The organism is Nibrella saemangeumensis, from assembly GCF_039541915.1.
GTDB classification, from domain to species: Bacteria; Bacteroidota; Bacteroidia; order Cytophagales; family Spirosomataceae; genus Nibrella; species Nibrella saemangeumensis.
Genome location: NZ_BAABHD010000024.1, coordinates 69584 through 87270, shown reverse-complemented (window position 1 = coordinate 87270; position 17687 = coordinate 69584). Strand labels below are relative to the sequence as shown.

Below are 17687 nucleotides of genomic sequence, written 5' to 3'. Positions count from 1 at the left end.
TCCTGGGCACTTACCAGTATAAGCCGGTCAACAGTGCTCAGCAATGAACTACCAGCAGTACACGATTAATGATTATTTGCAGGACGATGATTTTCTCCAGTGGGTTTTTGCTCCCAGCGTGGAGACAGACCGGCATTGGCAGCAGGTACTGCAAACCTACCCGGAGCAACGGGAAAACCTCCACCAGGCCCGGCAACTGATTCTTCAACTGGCGAAAGCTGAAAAAAGACCGGATACGTCGCAAACCGTAAGCGAGATCTGGGATACTATTGCGGAGCGCACCCGTCCCCAGCGTCAGCGGCCTTTCTTTACCTACTGGTGGCGCGTAGCCGCTGCCTCCGTAGCAATCCTGTTGCTGGCCTATTGGGGATGGCAACAGTGGTCTACTGGCAGCGGAGATGAGATGGCGTTTACCAATCCAACCGCCAGCCCGGTGTGGGTGGCACTACCGGATAGTAGCCGGGTCTCGCTGCAGCCCGGCAGTAAGGTGACCTATACCGATAACAAGGAGAACCAGCAGCGGGAGGTCCGGCTCACCGGACAGGCATTTTTCCAGGTAACCCGAAATCCTCAGCGACCCTTCCTGGTATTTGCCGACCAGACAATTACGCGCGTGCTGGGGACCAGTTTCTGGGTAAAAGCTACGCCCGCCAGGAAAAAGGTGGAGGTAGATGTAATAAGTGGGAAAGTGTCTGTTCGTGAAGACGCTTCGTCCGGTAAGACGCAGCCGGAGCAGGTTGTTCTGCTGCCCAATCAGCGGGTGGTTTATTCAACGGAAACCGGGCAGCTTACGCCCGGTCTGGTGGAGCATCCGGTGGCACTTGAGTCCAGTATTCCCAGCGATCAGCTCCTGTTTGAAGACACTTCGCTAAAGACCATTACGGCCCGGCTGAGCAGCCTGTACGGTATCCCTATCTCCTTGCTCAATAAGCATCTTCAGGCTTGTGTGTTTACCGGGGATGTCAACAATATGTCGCTGTACGAAACCCTGGACCTTGTCTGCCGCTCCGTAAAAGCCAAGTATGAAGTCAGGGGAATGCAGATTGTCATCACGGGTGCGGGTTGTCCCTAGGCAATTCGTCTGATTTATCGAAGTGCTCCGAGTGCCTTATATATAGTTCATCTTAACCTTCACGAACAGCCTATGCAGACAAGCACCTTTAGCTAACCTCCTCCCACACAAAAGGCCGGTCGTGTGTCACCACAACCGGCCCTGCGAAAGCCTTTGTTCCGATGTGCCATCTGGCAGGATAGGCCATCGGAGGCTTATGGTCAACTAGTCAAAAAACAGTACAAATGTATGAAACGAATTGAAGAAGACCGGGTTACCCGGCCACCATTCCGTAATCTTTCTTTTTCGCTGCTGGTTCTGCTGACGCTGATCATGCAGTTCTCATCGGCCTACGCCGATGACAAACAGGAGGTCCTGAACCGGCGTATAACCTTAAGAGTTGACAACAAAGACCTGAAATCCGTGCTGGCGCAGATTGAATCGCTGGCCAATGTGAAGTTTGCCTACAGCCGGCAGTCGGTCAACGTAAACCGCCCGGTTTCTCTGAACGCTACTCAGCAGCCGCTGGCCGATGTGCTCGACCGGCTGCTGAAACCGCTGTCCATTACCTACGAACTGGTATCGGGCCGTATTCTCCTGAGTGCGAAAGAGTCCGGCAGTTCGTTGTACCGGCAAACCAGCGCTACGGTATTGTACGACATTCCGGTTTCGGGGATCGTCCGGGATGCCCGGACCAACGAGCCGGTACCGGGCGTCAATGTGACGCTGAAAGGTACCATGCGGGGTACTACCACCGACGCCAATGGTCGGTACCAGATCTCCGTTTCCGGTAACGGTGACGTGCTGATCTTCTCTTTCATCGGCTACGGCACCAAAGAAGAAGTGGTAGGGTCGCGCACGGAGATTAATGTTACACTTACCGACGACCAGAAGCAACTGGATGAAGTGGTGGTAACGGCGCTGGGGGTAAAACGGGAAGAGCGTTCGCTGGGCTATGCTGTTCAGAAGGTGAACGGATCGGCGCTGCAAACGGTAAAGGGAGTCAATGTGGCCACCTCGCTCACCGGCCGGGTGTCGGGTTTGTGGGTTCGTAACAGTACCGAGTTCAACGAAGGTCCGACCCTGTCGCTGCGGGGAGAAACGCCCCTGCTGGTGATCGACGGGGTGCCGTACGGCAATATGAGCCTGAGCAATATTCCCCAGGATGATATTGAGAGCATCGACGTGCTGAAAGGGCCAACCGCAGCCGCACTGTACGGTTCACGCGGGGGTAGCGGAGCGGTAATCATTACGACCAAGCGCGGAGCTACGGCCAAAGAGCTGACCGTCAGTGTGAATTCCAACAACATGGTCAATGCCGGGTTTTTGATGCTGCCTGAAGTGCAGCATAGCTACAGCGCCGGTCTGGGTGGCACTTACGATCCTACCGACTACGTATGGGGTGCCAAACTGGACATCGGCCAGAAAGCCATGCAGTGGAACCCCGAAACTAGGCAGATGGAGAATATGGAACTGACCTCGCGGGGGAAGAATAACTTCCGCGATTTTCTGGTGCCGGGACTGATTTCCAACAACAACGTCAGCGTGAGCCAGCGGGGCGAAAACGGCAGCTTTCGGGCGTCGCTGACGCATATCTACCACAAAGGGCAGTATCCGAATTTAAAAGCCAATGCCATCAATTTCTCCCTGAGTGGTGAGATGAAGGTAGGCGACAAGTTCTCGCTGACCAGTCAGGTTGGCTATAATCGCAAAACGTCACCGCAGATTTTCGGGGCCGGCTACAACAACCAGGGCTATATCTACAACATCCTGATCTGGATGGGTACCGAATACGACCTGAGCAAATACCGTGATTACTGGCTGATTCCCAATGAGCAGCAGAACTGGCATTATAAGGCCTGGTACGATAACCCCTATCTGATGGCGTACGAGAAGCTGAACGGCATTGAGCAGAACAAAATGAACGCCAACCTGACGGCTACCTACGCGGTCTTCCCCGGTGCGAAGCTGATTGTCAGACCTGGTTTCGACTGGTACCAGAACGACGAAACCAAGCGCAACCCGATCAATATTCTCTCGACGCGGGGCTGGGATGCGGCCGGTTTGTACTCCCTCGACAAGCGCACCGGCTTCAGCTTCAATGGCGATGCCTTGCTGACGTACAACAAGATTTTTGGTGCCTTTGGTATCGATGCGCTGGCGGGAGGGACCATCTACCGCTGGACGGATAGCGATCTGTACAGTGCCACGCGGGGCGGTATTGTGATTCCCGGATTCTATTCGCTGGAAAACTCGGTGGAACGGCCGAATGTGGGTACCTGGACGTATCGCAAGCAGGTGAACAGCCTGTTCGGGAAAGCGACGTTTTCGTTCCAAAACCGGATTTTCGTGGATGTGACCGGCCGGAATGACTGGAGTTCGAGTATGCCCAAAAATTCCCGCTCGTACTTCTATCCCTCGGTGGGCGGTAGTGTGGTGCTCAGCGAGTTCATCAACACCCTGCCGGGCTGGCTGGATTTCTGGAAGCTGCGGGGTTCCTGGACCATGGCGAAGACGGACCTCGGCGCCTACGCCACCAACCAGACCTACGCCACCACTACGGGCGACTGGGACAACCTGAACTCGGCGGCTTACCCGACCACCATCCGGGGCGGTACCGTGAAACCGGAGACCAATCGTACCTGGGAGATCGGAACGTCGGTGTACTTCCTGAACAAGCGGTTTAAGTTCGATGCCGCGTACTTCAATAAGTACAACTACAACATTCAGCGCAGCGCCAGCATCTCATCGGCTTCGGGCTTTACGTCAACCCTGATCAACATCAACGAGACCTATGTGCGTCGGGGCGTAGAATTGAGTCTGGATGCTACTGTTTTGAAACGCGGATCGTTCCAGTGGGATGCGGCCGCCAACTGGTCGTATAATCACCGGTACTTTAAAACGCTCGATCCTACGTATTCTGCTGATAACCGGTGGACAAAGGAGGGTGGCCGTACCGATACCTATTCGGGCCGCGTGTGGCTGCGTGATCCGGCCGGTAACCTGATTCACCGGGCCAATGGTATGCCGCTGGCCAGTGACTACAGCTACCTGTACGGATACACCGATCCCCGCTTTGTCTGGGGCTTGGCCAACAGCGTTCGCTGGAACAACTTCCGCTTCGGGGTGAACTTCGACGGACGCGTGGGTGGGTTGCTTAACAACTTCAGCGCTTACAAAATGTGGGATACCGGCTCGCATCCGGATTCCGACAATCAGTGGCGGTACGACGAAGTGGTGAATAAAAATAAGTCGTTTGTGGGCCAAGGCGTAGTAGTATCTTCCGGTGAGGTGAAGTACGACAACTACGGCAACATCACCAGCGATACCCGCCAGTTTGCCAAAAACGAAACCAAAGTTTCCTACCAGGATTACGCCCGCACCTACGGCGACGGCACGCGGGGTGCCACCAACGCTACCTTCCTGAAACTGCGGGAAGTATCCATTGGCTATACCATTCCCGGCGGTGTTGCCCGGCGCATTGGTGCCCGGTCGGCCATGGTATCGCTGACGGGCCAGAACGTCTGGATGTGGGCGAGAGCCTTCCGGTATGCCGATCCGGATAAGGCCGACGATTCACAGCTGACGTCACCCTCGGTGAGGTATGTGGGAGCCAACGTTCAACTGACATTTTAGGAGAAAAAACGCCTTTCCGATGAGAACAGTAACTAAAAAATACCTGACGCTCGGCCTGACGCTGCTTGCTCTGGCCGGTTGTTCAAAGTTCGACGAAATCAACTCAAACCCCAATGCGGCCGTCAACGCCACAGCCCCCATGCTCGCTACCCGGCTGATTCTGAATATTACCGACAGCGAGATTGGCATCCAGAAAGGATTTCTGATGCCTCACTTTCTGGGTAAATCGGTTATCTATACCGAGTTTCCCGAAGACCTCCAGTACAACTATCTAGGCCGGGCTAGTTTCGATGGGCTGCCCATCCTAACCAATGTCGAGAAAATGATTGGTTATGCTCCGGCCGGTCCGCTGAAAAACTCCTACACGGCCCTGGGTAAGTTTGTCAGGGCGTGGAAGTTTTATAACCTGACCATGCAACTGGGCGACATTCCATACAGCGAGGCCCTGAAAGGGGAAACAAACGTGGTGGCCCCGAAGTACGATTCCCAGAAACAGGTATTTGCCGGCATCCTGAATGAGCTCGACGAGGCAGATAAGCTGTTTGCCCAGGGTAATAAATTTGACGGTGATCCCATCTATGGGGGCGATGTGAATAAATGGCGGAAGCTGGTCAACTCCTTTGAGCTTCAGGTGCTGATAAACCTCTACAAAAAGACGGCCGACGCTGATCTGAAAGTAGTAGACCGCTTTAAAGAGATCGTCAGCAGCCGGCCCATCTTCCAGAGTAATACCGATAATTTTCAACTGGTTTACTCGGACAAAGCCGGCCAGCGGTATCCCTTTTATAAACTGGGTAACCCCAATGTGATCTATCCAATGGTGTCGGAGGTGTTGATCGGTAAGCTGAAAGAACTGGAGGACTACCGGCTGTTTTACTACGCCAATCCGTCGCCCGTTCAGGTAGCAGCCGGTAAGGCCGTCAACGATTATGCTGCTTATAAGGGTACCGATCCGTCGATGATTTATTCCGAGATTACTAAAATCTTCACGGCCAAAGACTATTCGCCCCTGAACAGCCGGTATACCGAACTGCCCGGTGGGGAGCCGGTATTCCTGCTGAGCAATGCCCAGGTGAAATTTACCCTGGCGGAAGCTGCCCTGCGCGGCTGGATTACCGGTACGCCGGCAGCTATCTACTACGCAGATGGCATCAGAGCCGCCATGCAGTTCGTGGCCGCCAACACGCCGGATAATCCGCTGTACCACCACAATATGAAAATAACCCCTGAGTACATCGATGCGTACGTTGCCTCAGACAAAGTGAAACTGAAGGGCAGCACGGAACAGCAGTTGGCGCAGATCATCAGCCAGAATTTCCTGCACACCTTTATCCAGGCACCCTACAACGCGTATTACGAAAACCGGCGGACGGGCTACCCGGCGTTCCCGATCAATCCGGCGTCGAACAGCAATGTGCCGGCCGATAAAATGCCGGTGCGCTGGTTGTATCCGCAAAAAGAGCTAGATTACAATACCCAAAACGTCAAGCAGGCGATCAGCAGCCAGTTCGGCGGCAATGATGATGTCAATCAGCCCATGTGGATTCTGAAATAACACTAGTGCGGGCGGAAAGCGGCAGGCTTTGTACAGCTGCTTTCCGCTGCTTCTTTTTGTTTCTTTTTACTGGTTTAGCGGATGGATTCAAGACGAGAATTTTTAAAGAAAGCGGCCCTTTTGTCGACTGGACTGTCAGGTATATTGCCGGAATCAGTTCAAAAAGCCTTTGCCATTGATCCGCAGCCCGGCACTACCTACCTGGATGCTGAACATGTGGTGATTCTGATGCAGGAGAACCGCTCTTTTGATCATGCGTACGGGACTCTTCAGGGCGTGCGGGGCTTCAACGATCCCCGGGCCATCGACCTGCCCAACAAAAACAAAGTCTGGCTGCAAACTAACGCGGCCGGACAAACCTACACCCCTTTCCGACTCAATATCAAAGACACCAAAGCCACGTGGATGAGTGCTTTGCCGCACTCCTGGGAAAATCAGGTAGACGCCCGGAACGGCGGAAAATATGATAAATGGCTGGATTCAAAACGGTCCGGCAACAAAGAGTACGCCCATATGCCCCTGACGCTTGGCTATTACGACCGGGAGGATCTGCCGTTTTATTACGCCCTGGCCGATGCGTTTACCATCTGCGACCAGAACTTCTGCTCCTCGCTCACCGGTACCACGCCCAACCGCCTGTACCTCTGGACCGGCACCGTCCGCGACCCGCGTGACCCGAAGGCGATGGCCAACGTTCGTAATGAAAACGTATCCTACGATTCGGAAGTGAACTGGACTACCTTTCCCGAACGGCTGGAAGATCAGGGTATCAGCTGGAAAATCTACCAGAACGAAATCAGCCTGCCGACAGGTCTGGAAGGGGAGGAAGATGCCTGGCTCAGCAACTTCACCGATAATCCCATTGAGTGGTTTTCGCAGTACCAGGTTCGGTTCCATCCGGCCTATTATCCCTTTATCCAGCAACAGAAGCAGGTTCTGCCCGACAAGATAAAAGCCTTGGAAGCGAAGCTGCAAAGTCTGTCGGAAAGTGACAAGGACTATCCGAAGACGAAACGCGACCTCGAGAATCAGCGGAGGTTCCTGAAGCACGTAGAGCATGATCTGGTCGCCTACGCCCCCGACAAGTACAAAGCCGTATCGCAGCGCGGCAAACACCTCCACGAAAAAGCCTTTACCACCAATACCGGCGACCCGGATTACCGCAAACTCGAAACGCTGACCTACCAGGATGGCGACACGAAACGGCAGATGACCGTGCCCAAAGGGGATGTATTGCACCAGTTCCGGGCCGATGTGCAGAACCGTAAACTGCCGACTGTATCCTGGATTGTCGCTCCCGAAAACTTCTCCGACCATCCCGGCGCTCCCTGGTACGGGGCCTGGTACATTTCGGAGGTAATGGACATTCTGACGAAAGACCCGGAGGTCTGGAAAAAGACCATTTTCATTCTGTGTTACGACGAAAACGACGGCTATTTCGACCATGTGCCGCCCTTCGTGCCGGCGCACCCCGACCGGCCGGAAACCGGACTGTCCAGTAAAAGCATTGATACCCGGCCGGAGTTTGTTGGGCCGGAGCAGGAGGAAGCCCGTATTAAGAGCGGACGGCAGGGGCGGACCGGACCCATTGGGCTGGGCTTTCGGGTGCCGCTGGTCATTGCCTCGCCGTGGAGCCGGGGTGGGTATGTGTGTTCGGAAGTGTACGATCATACCTCGGTGCTTCAGTTTCTGGAACGCTTCCTGAGCCACAAAAAAGGAACACCTATTCAGGAGACCAACATCAGCAGCTGGCGCCGGACAGTATGCGGTGACCTGACATCGGTCTTCCGGCCTTATCAAGGGGAAAAGATCAACCTGCCGGCTTCGGTAGCGAAAGCCCCCTTTATCGAAAGCATTCACAAAGCCCAGTTCAAACAAGTACCCAACAGCTACAAAGCCTTATCCAAAGAGGAAATCACGCAGTTCAACGCCAACTCGCCCTATATGCCACGCCAGGAGAAGGGTGTACGACCCTCCTGCGTCCTGGCGTATGAACTTTACGCCAACGGCCGGATGCATAACGGCAAGTTTGAGCTAACGCTGGCGGCTGGCAATAAGGTGTTTGGTGCTAAAGCGTTGGGTGCTCCCTTTTCCGTCTACGAAATCCTGGAGAACGATGTCAACGTCCGTTCCTATACCGTGGCTGCGGGCGATACGCTGACCGACACCTGGATGGGTGCGCATCCGCTGCGCGTGTATGGTCCCAACGGTTTTTACCGGGAGTTTGCGGCAGTGAATCAGCAACCGGCCATTAATGTAGCCTGTGTTTATCCGAAGAATACCCGAAATCAGTTCACCGGCGATGTGTCCATTCAACTGACTAATTCCGATTCCGGTCGGTCGTACCAGGTACAGATCATCGACAATGCTTATCAGGCGAAGCCGCAAACCGTTACGCTGGCAAAATCTGGCAGTAAAGGAGCAAGTTTGGTGATTGATCTCGATCTGAAGAACAGCTACAACTGGTACGACGTCAGCGTAAAAGTCGTAGGGTTCGATACCTATGAGCAGCGGTTTGCCGGACGGGTTGAAACGGGAAAAGCCGGATTTAGTGATCCGCTGATGGGACAGGTCAATAAAGTTGTAAATTTAGGGAAGCTTACTAAATAGCTGCCTGTCAGGTCCAGGTCTGCCATTAACCTTCTCGGCCGGCACAAACAGGTGCCTGCTAAACCCTTACCGATTTTCGAAGCGTATGAAGTTGATTAATGCCTTTTTGCTGCTGGCTACGCTGTGTTTTGCTTTTACCTCGCAGCGGATAAAACAGCACAATTCATTACTCATATCTGGTATGGAGGCACCGGACAGCAGCCGGTTTACGGCTATGCCACTGGTGCAGGGTATGGATGAACCCATGGGGATGGGGCTGCTGCCCAACAACAACGTCCTGATCATCGAGCGCAAAGGCGCGGTCAAGCTGTACGATGCCGGCCAGAAGCAGCTAAAGACCATCGCTCACATCAACGTGTTCAGCGGTATTGAGGATGGATTGCTGGGCGTGGCCATTGACCCGAACTACGAAAAGAATAACTGGATATACCTGTACTACGGCGTAGGCGGAGAGAAGTGGATAAGCCACCTGGCGCGGTTCGAATTGAAGGGTGATCAACTGGTGCAGGCGTCTAAGAAAGTACTTTTAGAGGTTCCCTCCCAGCGTAAATACTGCTGTCATTCGGCGGGCTACCTGACGTTCATGGACGGGCTGCTGTATCTCTCTACGGGCGACAATACCAACGCGGAAGAGATCGAAGGCCATAACCCCACCGACGAACGGCCGGGCCGGGAGCTGTCCGACGACCAGGCCTCTACCGCCAACAGCAACGATCTGCGGGGTAAAATCCTGCGCATCAAACCCCCAACGGATGTTGCTGAGCCGGATGGTAGTTATTCAATCCCCGACGGTAATCTGTTTCCGAAGGATGGCTCTAAAGGACGGCCGGAGATTTACGTAATGGGTTGTCGGAACCCCTTCCGCATATCCGTTGACCCCAAAACCAAATACGTGTACTGGGGTGATGTCGGACCCGACTCGGAGGTAGCCGCCGAAGAAGGAAAGTTGAGCTATGATGAAATCAACCAGGCCAAAAAGCCCGGTTTTTTCGGGTACCCTTATTTTCTGGGTAACAACGAAGCCTTCCCCAAATACGATTTTGCCACCAAGCAGGAGGGACCTAAACAGGACCCGATGCATCCAATCAATAATTCACCCCACAATACCGGCATCAAAGAACTCCCCCCGGCCCAACCCGCGCTGATCTGGTACGGCAAGGGTCCTTCCAAACGCTTCCCGCTGGTGGGTAAGGGCGCGGCCAGCGCGATGGCGGGGCCGGTGTACTACCGCGATCTGTTTCCCAATGCTAAATACCGTCTGCCGGCCTATTACAATGGTAAGTTATTGATCTACGACTGGGTTCGGCGGTGGGTCATGGCCGTCACGCTCGACAAAGACGGCAACTACGTAAGCATGGAGCCGTTTTTGAGTCACCTGAAGCTGGTAGCACCCATCGATATCCAGTTCAGCAAAGACGGTGCATTGTACATTCTGAACTACGGTACCAACTGGTTTGCCAGCAACACTGACGCCAGCCTGATGCGGGTAGAATACGCCGAAGGCAACCGTAACCCCGTGGCCGATATACGCATAGACAAACGCTACGGTGCTGCACCCATGAAAGTGAACCTGTCGGCGGCCGGTTCAAAAGACTATGATCCGGGCGATCAGCTTACCTATACCTGGAAGATTGGTTCCAAAACCATACAAGGTAAAGACGTATCTACCACGTTTGACAAGCCGGGTAAATACTCTATTGCGCTGACAGTATCGGATCAGCATGGCGGTCAGGGTCTGGCAACAACGGCCATAAACGTAGGCAATACACCCCCACAGGTACAAATCAGCTCCAGCGCCAATCAGACATTTTATTGGGATAATTCGGCGCTGGACTACCGGATCAGCATCAAAGATCCCGAAGACAAAACGATTGAGCCGTCCAAAACTACGGTAGTTTTCAACTACCTGGCCTACGGCAAGGATCTGGCCAGTGTACTGTCCAGTGGCAATACAGCTACGGCCCACCTACAGGGCGAAAAGCTGATGGCCGCTTCGGACTGTAAAACCTGCCATGCTACGGATAAAACGTCTATCGGTCCTAGCCTCAAGGCCATTTCGACCCGGTACAAAGGCAAGGCTGAAGCGGTAGATCAGTTGGCGGAAAAAGTCATTAAAGGCGGCAGCGGCAATTGGGGCAAGTATGCCATGTCGGCGCATCCGCATGTATCGAAGCAGGATGCCGAAGAAATGGTGCGCTACATTCTGGCGGTCAGCGAACAACCCGCCCGGTTACCGCTGCAGGGACAACTCGCGTTGAAGGACCATCAGGGAAAGGGTACCGAAGGGGCCTACGTACTGCTGGCCGGCTATACCGATAAAGGCGCCAACGGTATCGAACCGCTGACCACCCGAAAGCACCTGGTCCTGCGCCATCCTCAGATTCAGATGGAGGAGAATGACCAGGGCAACGTGGGAGTGGTTATTGCTACCGAGAATACGGGCTTTATTTCGTACATCACCAACATCCGGCACAACAGCTATGTCATGTTCCGGCAACTGGATCTGGCCCAGGTCGATCAGATCAAATACCGCTTGCAGGCGCACGGAGCGGGCGGCCGCATCGAGCTGCATCTGGATAGCTTAGGCGGGCCGGTGGTGAGTACGCTTACCGTGCCGGCCGGCAACGTGCAGGATCTGAAAACCGGCTGGCAGGATGTTGCCGCGCCGGTTCAGCCGACCAAAGGACTGCACAACCTGTACTTTGTGTTCACCAATCCGGACGCCCAGCGCAAATCACTGTTTCACATCGACTGGGTGTATTTTAATCAGGCGATAACCAATAAAAAACCATAATCATACGTGAAGGTATTACACGTTCCCGCTCTTTAACTGCTGGGCAAAAGCGGCTCCGGCTTCGGTGACGCCAATGAGTTCCGTATCTACCCCAATATCCTTTTTGGTATCAAAAAACAGGACCTTGGCGGTCGGTAGACTCATACTCTGAATCACGGAGAAGCCTTTACTGGTCAGTTCGGCGGCTGCTTTGTCCAGATCGGCCTCGGGTACCGCATACGCAATGTGCTGAATTCCTCCTTCAGGGTGTTTTTCCAGAAAGTCCTGGAAGGTGCTCTGTCCCGACACCGGCTGAATCAGTTCCAGCATGGTGTCACCGGAATACGCCAGGGAGAGGTGAAACACAAAATCACCGGGCTGGCCGTAATACATTCCGTTAAGGTCCTCAGCCCGCTGATTTTCGAGCCTGACAAAGGCCGACAAGCCGAGCGTGTTCCGAAAAAAGGTTTCGGCTGCCTGAATGTCCCTGACTACCCAGGCAACCTGGGCAAATTGATTACCTAAAGATGGGTTTACTGGAGTTGCTTCCATAGTGAATTGGTTATAGGTAGATTTTATCCTCTACTCAACAATTGCTCATAAAAAAGCATTTCCATAAACTCATGGTATCCTCAAAGTTATAGGGCCGGCGAGTCATACGTGGGTGTATTTTACATTTCCACTATATAGCTAAAAACAGCACACAGCGTACTAATTCCATCTTTGCCCCTAGCGCCGGATAAACTGAATGGCGCAGCCGCCCCCTTTAGCCAGCCGCAGCGTTAGTTTGGTTTTCGCGGTGACGGATCTCTTTTCAATCACATAGGCTTCCGGGTTAGTGTCCCAGTCGGCGTTGGGACCGTCGCGGTAAATGGTGGCCTCGTAGGTTTTACCGGGTTCCAGAAAGTCCAGCGGCAGGGGCAGATCCCGGCTATTTTCGTCGGTGATGGCCCCAACGTACCAGTTGGCCGTGCCTTTACCCTTGCGGGCGGTGAGGATGTAATCGCCCGGCTCGGCGGCAATAACTTTGGTATCGTCCCAGTCGACGGGTACGTCGCGGATAAACTGAAACGCATCCAGGTGCCGCTCGTAGTTTTCGGGGAGGTCGGCGGCCATTTGCAGCGGACTATACAAGGTCACGTACAAGGCCAACTGCTTGGCCAGGGTGGTGCGTACCCGCGTGGTGCGGGTACTGTCGAACTGATTGAGCCGGAAGCGGAACAGGCCGGGCGTAAAGTCCATGGGGCCGCCCAGCATCCGCGTAAAGGGCAGCAGCGTGGTATGTTCGGGCGTGATACCCAGCGTGGGGGCGTTGTTGAATTCGCTGCCACGAGCGGCTTCGCTGGCCATCCAGTTCGGGTAGGTGCGGTGCAACCCCGTCGGGTGCGCCGATTCGTGGGAGTCGATCATGATCCGGTATTGCGCGGCTTTTTCGGCGACCCGCTGGTAGTGATTCACCATCCACTGGCTATCGTGGTGTTCTCCCCTGGGAATAATACGGCCCACGTAGCCTGTCTTCACCGTGTTCATGCCCTGCTTCTGCATATACTGAAAGGCGGCATCCATCCGGCGTTCGTAGTTGGTAACCGAGCCGGACGTTTCGTGGTGCATGATGAGCCGCACGCCTTTCTGCTGGGCGTAGGCGGTCAGTGAGTGGAGATCATAATCGGGGTAGGGGGTTACAAAATCAAAGACATCTTCTTTCCAGTTACCAAACCAGTCTTCCCAGCCCACGTTCCAGCCTTCCACCAGTACCCCATCGAAGCCATATTTGGCGGCAAAGTCGATGTACTTCTTTACGTTCTGCGTATTGGCACCGTGTTTACCCCCGGCCCGCTCCCAGGTAGCCTTGCCAACGTGCATCTCCCACCACATACCCACAAATTTCTGGGGCTTGATCCACGAGGGGTCGGCGATGGTGGAAGGGGCGTTCAGGTTCAGAATCAGTTTGGACGCTGGCAAGTCAGTAGCTTTGTCGCTCACCAGAATGGTGCGCCATGGGGTATGCGCTGGCGTCTGCAAATATGCTTTGTTCCCTACGGCATCGGGTGTCAGCTGTGAGGTCAGCGTCAATTTGGCCTTGTCCAGTTGCAGGTGCATCACGGGGTAATTGAGCAGAGCGGCTTCGTAGAGGCTGATGTACAGACCATCGGCGGTTTTCAGCAGCAGGGGCGTCTGCACGGCGTTCGGCCCAATCAGCGATTGCAGGGCGATGTCTTTTTCCTTAGCGGCTGCGGCTATGGCATTTACCTCGGTCAACCGGGTGGTGTTGTAGAGGTATTCGTTGGAGTCATAATCGCCCGGTTGCCAGAAGGTGGTGTGGTCGGCGGCAAAAGCAAACTGTGTCCGTTCATCGGCGACGATAAAATGGGTGAGGGCGGTCTGCTCCGGAAACTCATAACGGAAGCCAACCCCATCGTTGAACACCCGGAACCGCACCAGCATAGCAATGCCCGAACCGGCTTTATCCAGGAGCCGGACGCCCAGTTCCTGATAGTTATTGCGAATCTGACTAACCTCACCCCAGACCGGCTTCCAGGTCTCATCGGTGCGCGACGAATCTGCCCCAGCAATGGTAAACCGGTTCAGGGTTACCTGCGGTCGCTGCAGCATAAAGCCCAGGCTGGAGGGCTGAATAACGGGCTTACCCTTATAGCGAATCTGGTAGGTAACTTCGCCTGTAGGCGTGTTTTGCACCGTCACCTGAATCGCCCGATCCGGGGAGCTGACCCGAAACGATGACTGGGCCAGGGATTGGGTTGACAAAAAGACAAATAGCAGAAGAGGGAGTAGCGATTTATGCATTCGTGCAGCTTTCGTTTAGGTACCACCAAACTACAACATTTGCATAATACTCACCAGTTTAGCTGGTAAATCTGTACCGGGTTAACCCGTTGCAGGCCGGTATGGCAGCAGCCAGAAAAGCCAAAGCCTCCTGCCGGGTGACAGGAGGCTTTGGCATGGGTGTTAGGCTGCTTTAGAGAATATACTGGCTCAGGTCGTGGTCTTTCACCAGCTCGTTCAGTTTTTCCCGCACCATTTCTTTGGTTACTACCACGTGAGCGTTGGCTCCGATCACATCGGGGATGTCGAACATGAAGTCGTTGAGCAACTGGCTCATGACGGTTTGCAACCGCCGGGCGCCAATGTTCTCGATCTCGGCGTTGACCTGGAAGGCAATCATGGCAATTTCCCGCAGGGCATCATCCTGGAAAGTCAGGTCTACCCCCTCGGCCTGCATCATGGCCTCATACTGTTTGGTCAGCGCGTTTTTCGGCGCTTTCAGGATCTGGAAGAAATCATCCTCCGACAAGCTCTGCAATTCCACCCGGATCGGAAAACGGCCCTGTAACTCCGGAATGAGATCCGACGGCTTGGAGACATGGAAGGCTCCGGCGGCAATAAACAGAATGTGATCGGTATTGATGACCCCATATTTGGTATTTACGGCACTGCCTTCCACGATTGGCAGCAGGTCGCGCTGCACGCCCTCGCGGCTGACATCGGGTCCGCCCGAGCCACCGCCCCGGTTTGAGGCTACCTTGTCAATTTCGTCGATGAAGATAATGCCGGAGTTTTCGGCCCGGCGGATAGCCTCTTCCTTCACCTCATCCATGTCAATGAGTTTGGCGGCTTCTTCTTCCAGCAGGATTTTTTTGGCTTCGGCAATGCTTACTTTCCGTTTCCGGCCCCGGCGCGGCATCATGCCCCCGATCATCTCCTGAATGTTCATCATCGACAGATCGTCTACCGTTCCGCCGATCATACCGATGTTGGGAACCTGCGATTGCTGCACCTCAATTTCAATTTTGCGGTCGTCCATCTCGCCGGCCCGAATCTTCTCGCGGAACCGTTCGCGGGTGCGTTCGTTGAGTTCGGCATCGCTGTCGGGGATGCGGTCGGCGTTGCGGTCTTCCAGCACGAAACCGGTCGACTGGGCGGCTTTAACCGGCGGAATCAGAATATCCAGAATGGTGTCTTCGACCATCTGCTGAGCGCGGGTCTGTACCTGCTCTTTTTTAGCCGCCTTCACCATACTGACGGATTGTTCCACCAGGTCGCGCACCATGCTTTCGACATCGCGACCGACGTAGCCGACTTCGGTAAACTTGGAGGCTTCTACTTTGGTAAACGGCGCGTCGGCCAGTTTAGCCAGCCGGCGGGCAATTTCGGTTTTACCAACCCCCGTTGCGCCTATCAGCAGAATGTTATTGGGGGTAATCTCACGCTGCATATCGTCCGGCGCATTCATCCGGCGCCAGCGGTTCCGGAGGGCAATGGCCACGTTCCGCTTCGCGTCGTGCTGACCGATGATGTATTGATCTAATTCGGCAACAATCTGCCGGGGTGTGAGGTCTTTCAGGGATTGAGCCATCTGTGGTGGAAATGATGAATGTTGAATGATAACAGAGAAATGGAGCTTACGCACCAACATGCCATCTTACAGGCTGTATAATTCACCAGGTATCATTCTTTTAAATCTTTCCCAAAGAAACACACGAAAAGGCATTCGAGTTGGGTAAGTGGCGTTTTTTTCAACAAAGCCTGCCTGGTCGTTACAGAATGTAGCCAATCTTCAGGCCGGCGGTCAGGCTGGGGAGAACCAGCGAACCCGGATAAAAAGGGTCATACAGGAAATAGTTGCGCATTCTGAAAACCTGATCTTCCGCTGGAATTGGGGATCGGCTGATGGCTTTAAACCGTATCCCAACGCCCAGGTACATGTCCAGAACAAGCCGGTTGTTCTCGGTGCCGGCCACAAACTGACGGCCCACTTTGAAGTGACTGCCCCATACATACTTCATGACTGCCGTTTCGAGTTGCTCGAAATACGCACATTGGCCGCCCACGCACTCCCGGCCAGCCGAAAAGCGTTCGAAGGCATTGGCCTGTTTGTAGAATAACTCCACCGCCAGGTAGTTACCCAAGGGAGCTGGTGACCGGACGTTGACGTTGAAGTTCCGGTTGGTGCGGTACCGGTTGGTGTAGAAACGCCACTCGGCCCGGCCCCGCCAGTATTCCGGCAGAAGGTATTGGCTCGATTCACTATTTCGGTAGAGGTTCATCACCCCGGAACCGTAGCCAAACTCCCCCTGTACCGATTGCCGGTGGCTGAGAATACGTTCCAGCCCAAACTGCACTGTATTGTCGGGATCGAACAAATGCTGCGGAGAAAATTTAATTACCCAGCGGGGGGGATTATCCATAATGGGCCGCAGTGTGGTATCGAGCCGCATCCGCTGGGCCTGAACGCCAATGGAAATAAAGAAAAACAGGACTAAAAAAGGTTTATTCATGTGGGGGAATTATTCAACCGGCAAATGGCTAAGCAGCTTCAGTTTAGTCGGGTCACTGTAACTGTATTGGTAGATTCCGTCTTTGCCGGTTACAATCAGCACCTTATTGATGGGAATAACATCAAACGAACGAATATCCCTGAACGTCTCCACCAGCTTCAGGTCTGTAGGATTGGTGGCATCAAAGACTTTCAGGCCGAAATCGCCCTCCGTTACAAAGAGCAGGTTACCGTCGATACCCAGGCCGTGCGGATTGCTCATCGGATAGCTCTTAACCAAACGGGGTGCGGCCATATTGGAAATATCCAGTATATCAAGCAGGTTAGCGCCGTTCCGGCAGGCGGTGCCGCTTCGCAGGGTTACGTAGGCATAGCTGCCCTGCGCCACTACCGGATCGCAGCTCAGGATGTGGCTGTACCGGGAGGTCATCTGCGGTTTGGCCGGATCATTCAGGTTATACACCAGCATACCCGTCTGGGTACCAATCATCAGGTGGTTTCTGAACGGAAATATCGTTTCGACACCGGCGTCGAGGGCCACTTTATTGACATTGACCGGTGTGTTGATCTGTGCGATGTCATACACCACCAGGTTGGCGTGGTTGACCACGTACAGGTAGTTGCCGATAATGGTAAACCGGGCCATGGATCCGCCGGTACCCGTGCCGGGTCCTACGCTGTCTTTGGCTGCATCTGTACTACAGCCCGCCAGCAGGGCGACGATTGTCAGAAGAAAAAGTAGTTGCTTTTTCATAGGAGAGATGAG

At 54.2% G+C, this 17687-nt stretch carries 10 protein-coding genes; 5 read left to right on the top strand and 5 right to left on the bottom strand.

The genetic code is table 11. The features are described from left to right. Nucleotides 1-43: 43 nt before the first annotated feature. The 5 genes from ABD949_RS10350 to ABD949_RS10330 all read left to right on the top strand — a co-directional run bounded on the left by ABD949_RS10350 (nt 44) and on the right by ABD949_RS10330 (nt 11646). Nucleotides 44-1072: a FecR family protein gene (locus ABD949_RS10350; protein WP_345243173.1), complete on the top strand. Its 1029-nt coding sequence runs from the start codon at nt 44-46 to the stop codon at nt 1070-1072. A 228-nt stretch (nt 1073-1300) separates the two neighbouring features. Beyond that, nucleotides 1301-4687 carry a SusC/RagA family TonB-linked outer membrane protein gene (locus ABD949_RS10345; RefSeq protein ID WP_345243171.1) on the top strand — a complete coding sequence of 1129 codons (3387 nt, stop codon included), beginning with the start codon at nt 1301-1303 and terminating at the stop codon, nt 4685-4687. Nucleotides 4688-4706: 19 nt separating this feature from the next. Then, complete coding sequence (locus ABD949_RS10340; RefSeq protein WP_345243169.1) at nt 4707-6242, top strand: SusD/RagB family nutrient-binding outer membrane lipoprotein; 1536 nt, start codon at nt 4707-4709, stop codon at nt 6240-6242. Between the two features lie 81 nt (nt 6243-6323). After that, the gene (locus ABD949_RS10335; protein WP_345243167.1) at nt 6324-8852 is read left to right on the top strand and encodes a phosphocholine-specific phospholipase C; all 2529 of its coding nucleotides are present in this window, start codon (nt 6324-6326) and stop codon (nt 8850-8852) included. An 85-nt stretch (nt 8853-8937) separates the two neighbouring features. After that, on the top strand, nt 8938-11646 hold the full coding sequence (locus ABD949_RS10330) for a PQQ-dependent sugar dehydrogenase (protein ID WP_345243164.1): 2709 nt from the start codon (nt 8938-8940) through the stop codon (nt 11644-11646). A gap of 15 nt (nt 11647-11661) precedes the next feature. Here ABD949_RS10330 and ABD949_RS10325 read toward each other — a convergent pair whose 3' ends face one another. The 5 genes from ABD949_RS10325 to ABD949_RS10305 form a co-directional block, all read right to left on the bottom strand. Further along, nucleotides 11662-12177 carry a VOC family protein gene (locus ABD949_RS10325; RefSeq protein ID WP_345243162.1) on the bottom strand — a complete coding sequence of 172 codons (516 nt, stop codon included), beginning with the start codon at nt 12175-12177 and terminating at the stop codon, nt 11662-11664. A gap of 177 nt (nt 12178-12354) precedes the next feature. Then, a complete protein-coding gene (locus ABD949_RS10320) occupies nt 12355-14430 on the bottom strand; it encodes a glycoside hydrolase family 97 protein (RefSeq protein WP_345243159.1) in 2076 nt (691 codons plus the stop codon). A gap of 172 nt (nt 14431-14602) precedes the next feature. Beyond that, nucleotides 14603-16000, bottom strand: a complete 1398-nt coding sequence (gene hslU, locus ABD949_RS10315) for an ATP-dependent protease ATPase subunit HslU (protein WP_345243157.1) — start codon at nt 15998-16000, stop codon at nt 14603-14605. Between the two features lie 181 nt (nt 16001-16181). After that, nucleotides 16182-16922 (bottom strand): hypothetical protein, encoded by a 741-nt coding sequence (locus ABD949_RS10310; RefSeq protein WP_345243156.1) that lies wholly within the window; start codon nt 16920-16922, stop codon nt 16182-16184. Between the two features lie 9 nt (nt 16923-16931). Beyond that, nucleotides 16932-17675 carry an LVIVD repeat-containing protein gene (locus ABD949_RS10305; protein WP_345243154.1) on the bottom strand — a complete coding sequence of 248 codons (744 nt, stop codon included), beginning with the start codon at nt 17673-17675 and terminating at the stop codon, nt 16932-16934. Between the last annotated feature and the right edge of the window lie 12 nt (nt 17676-17687).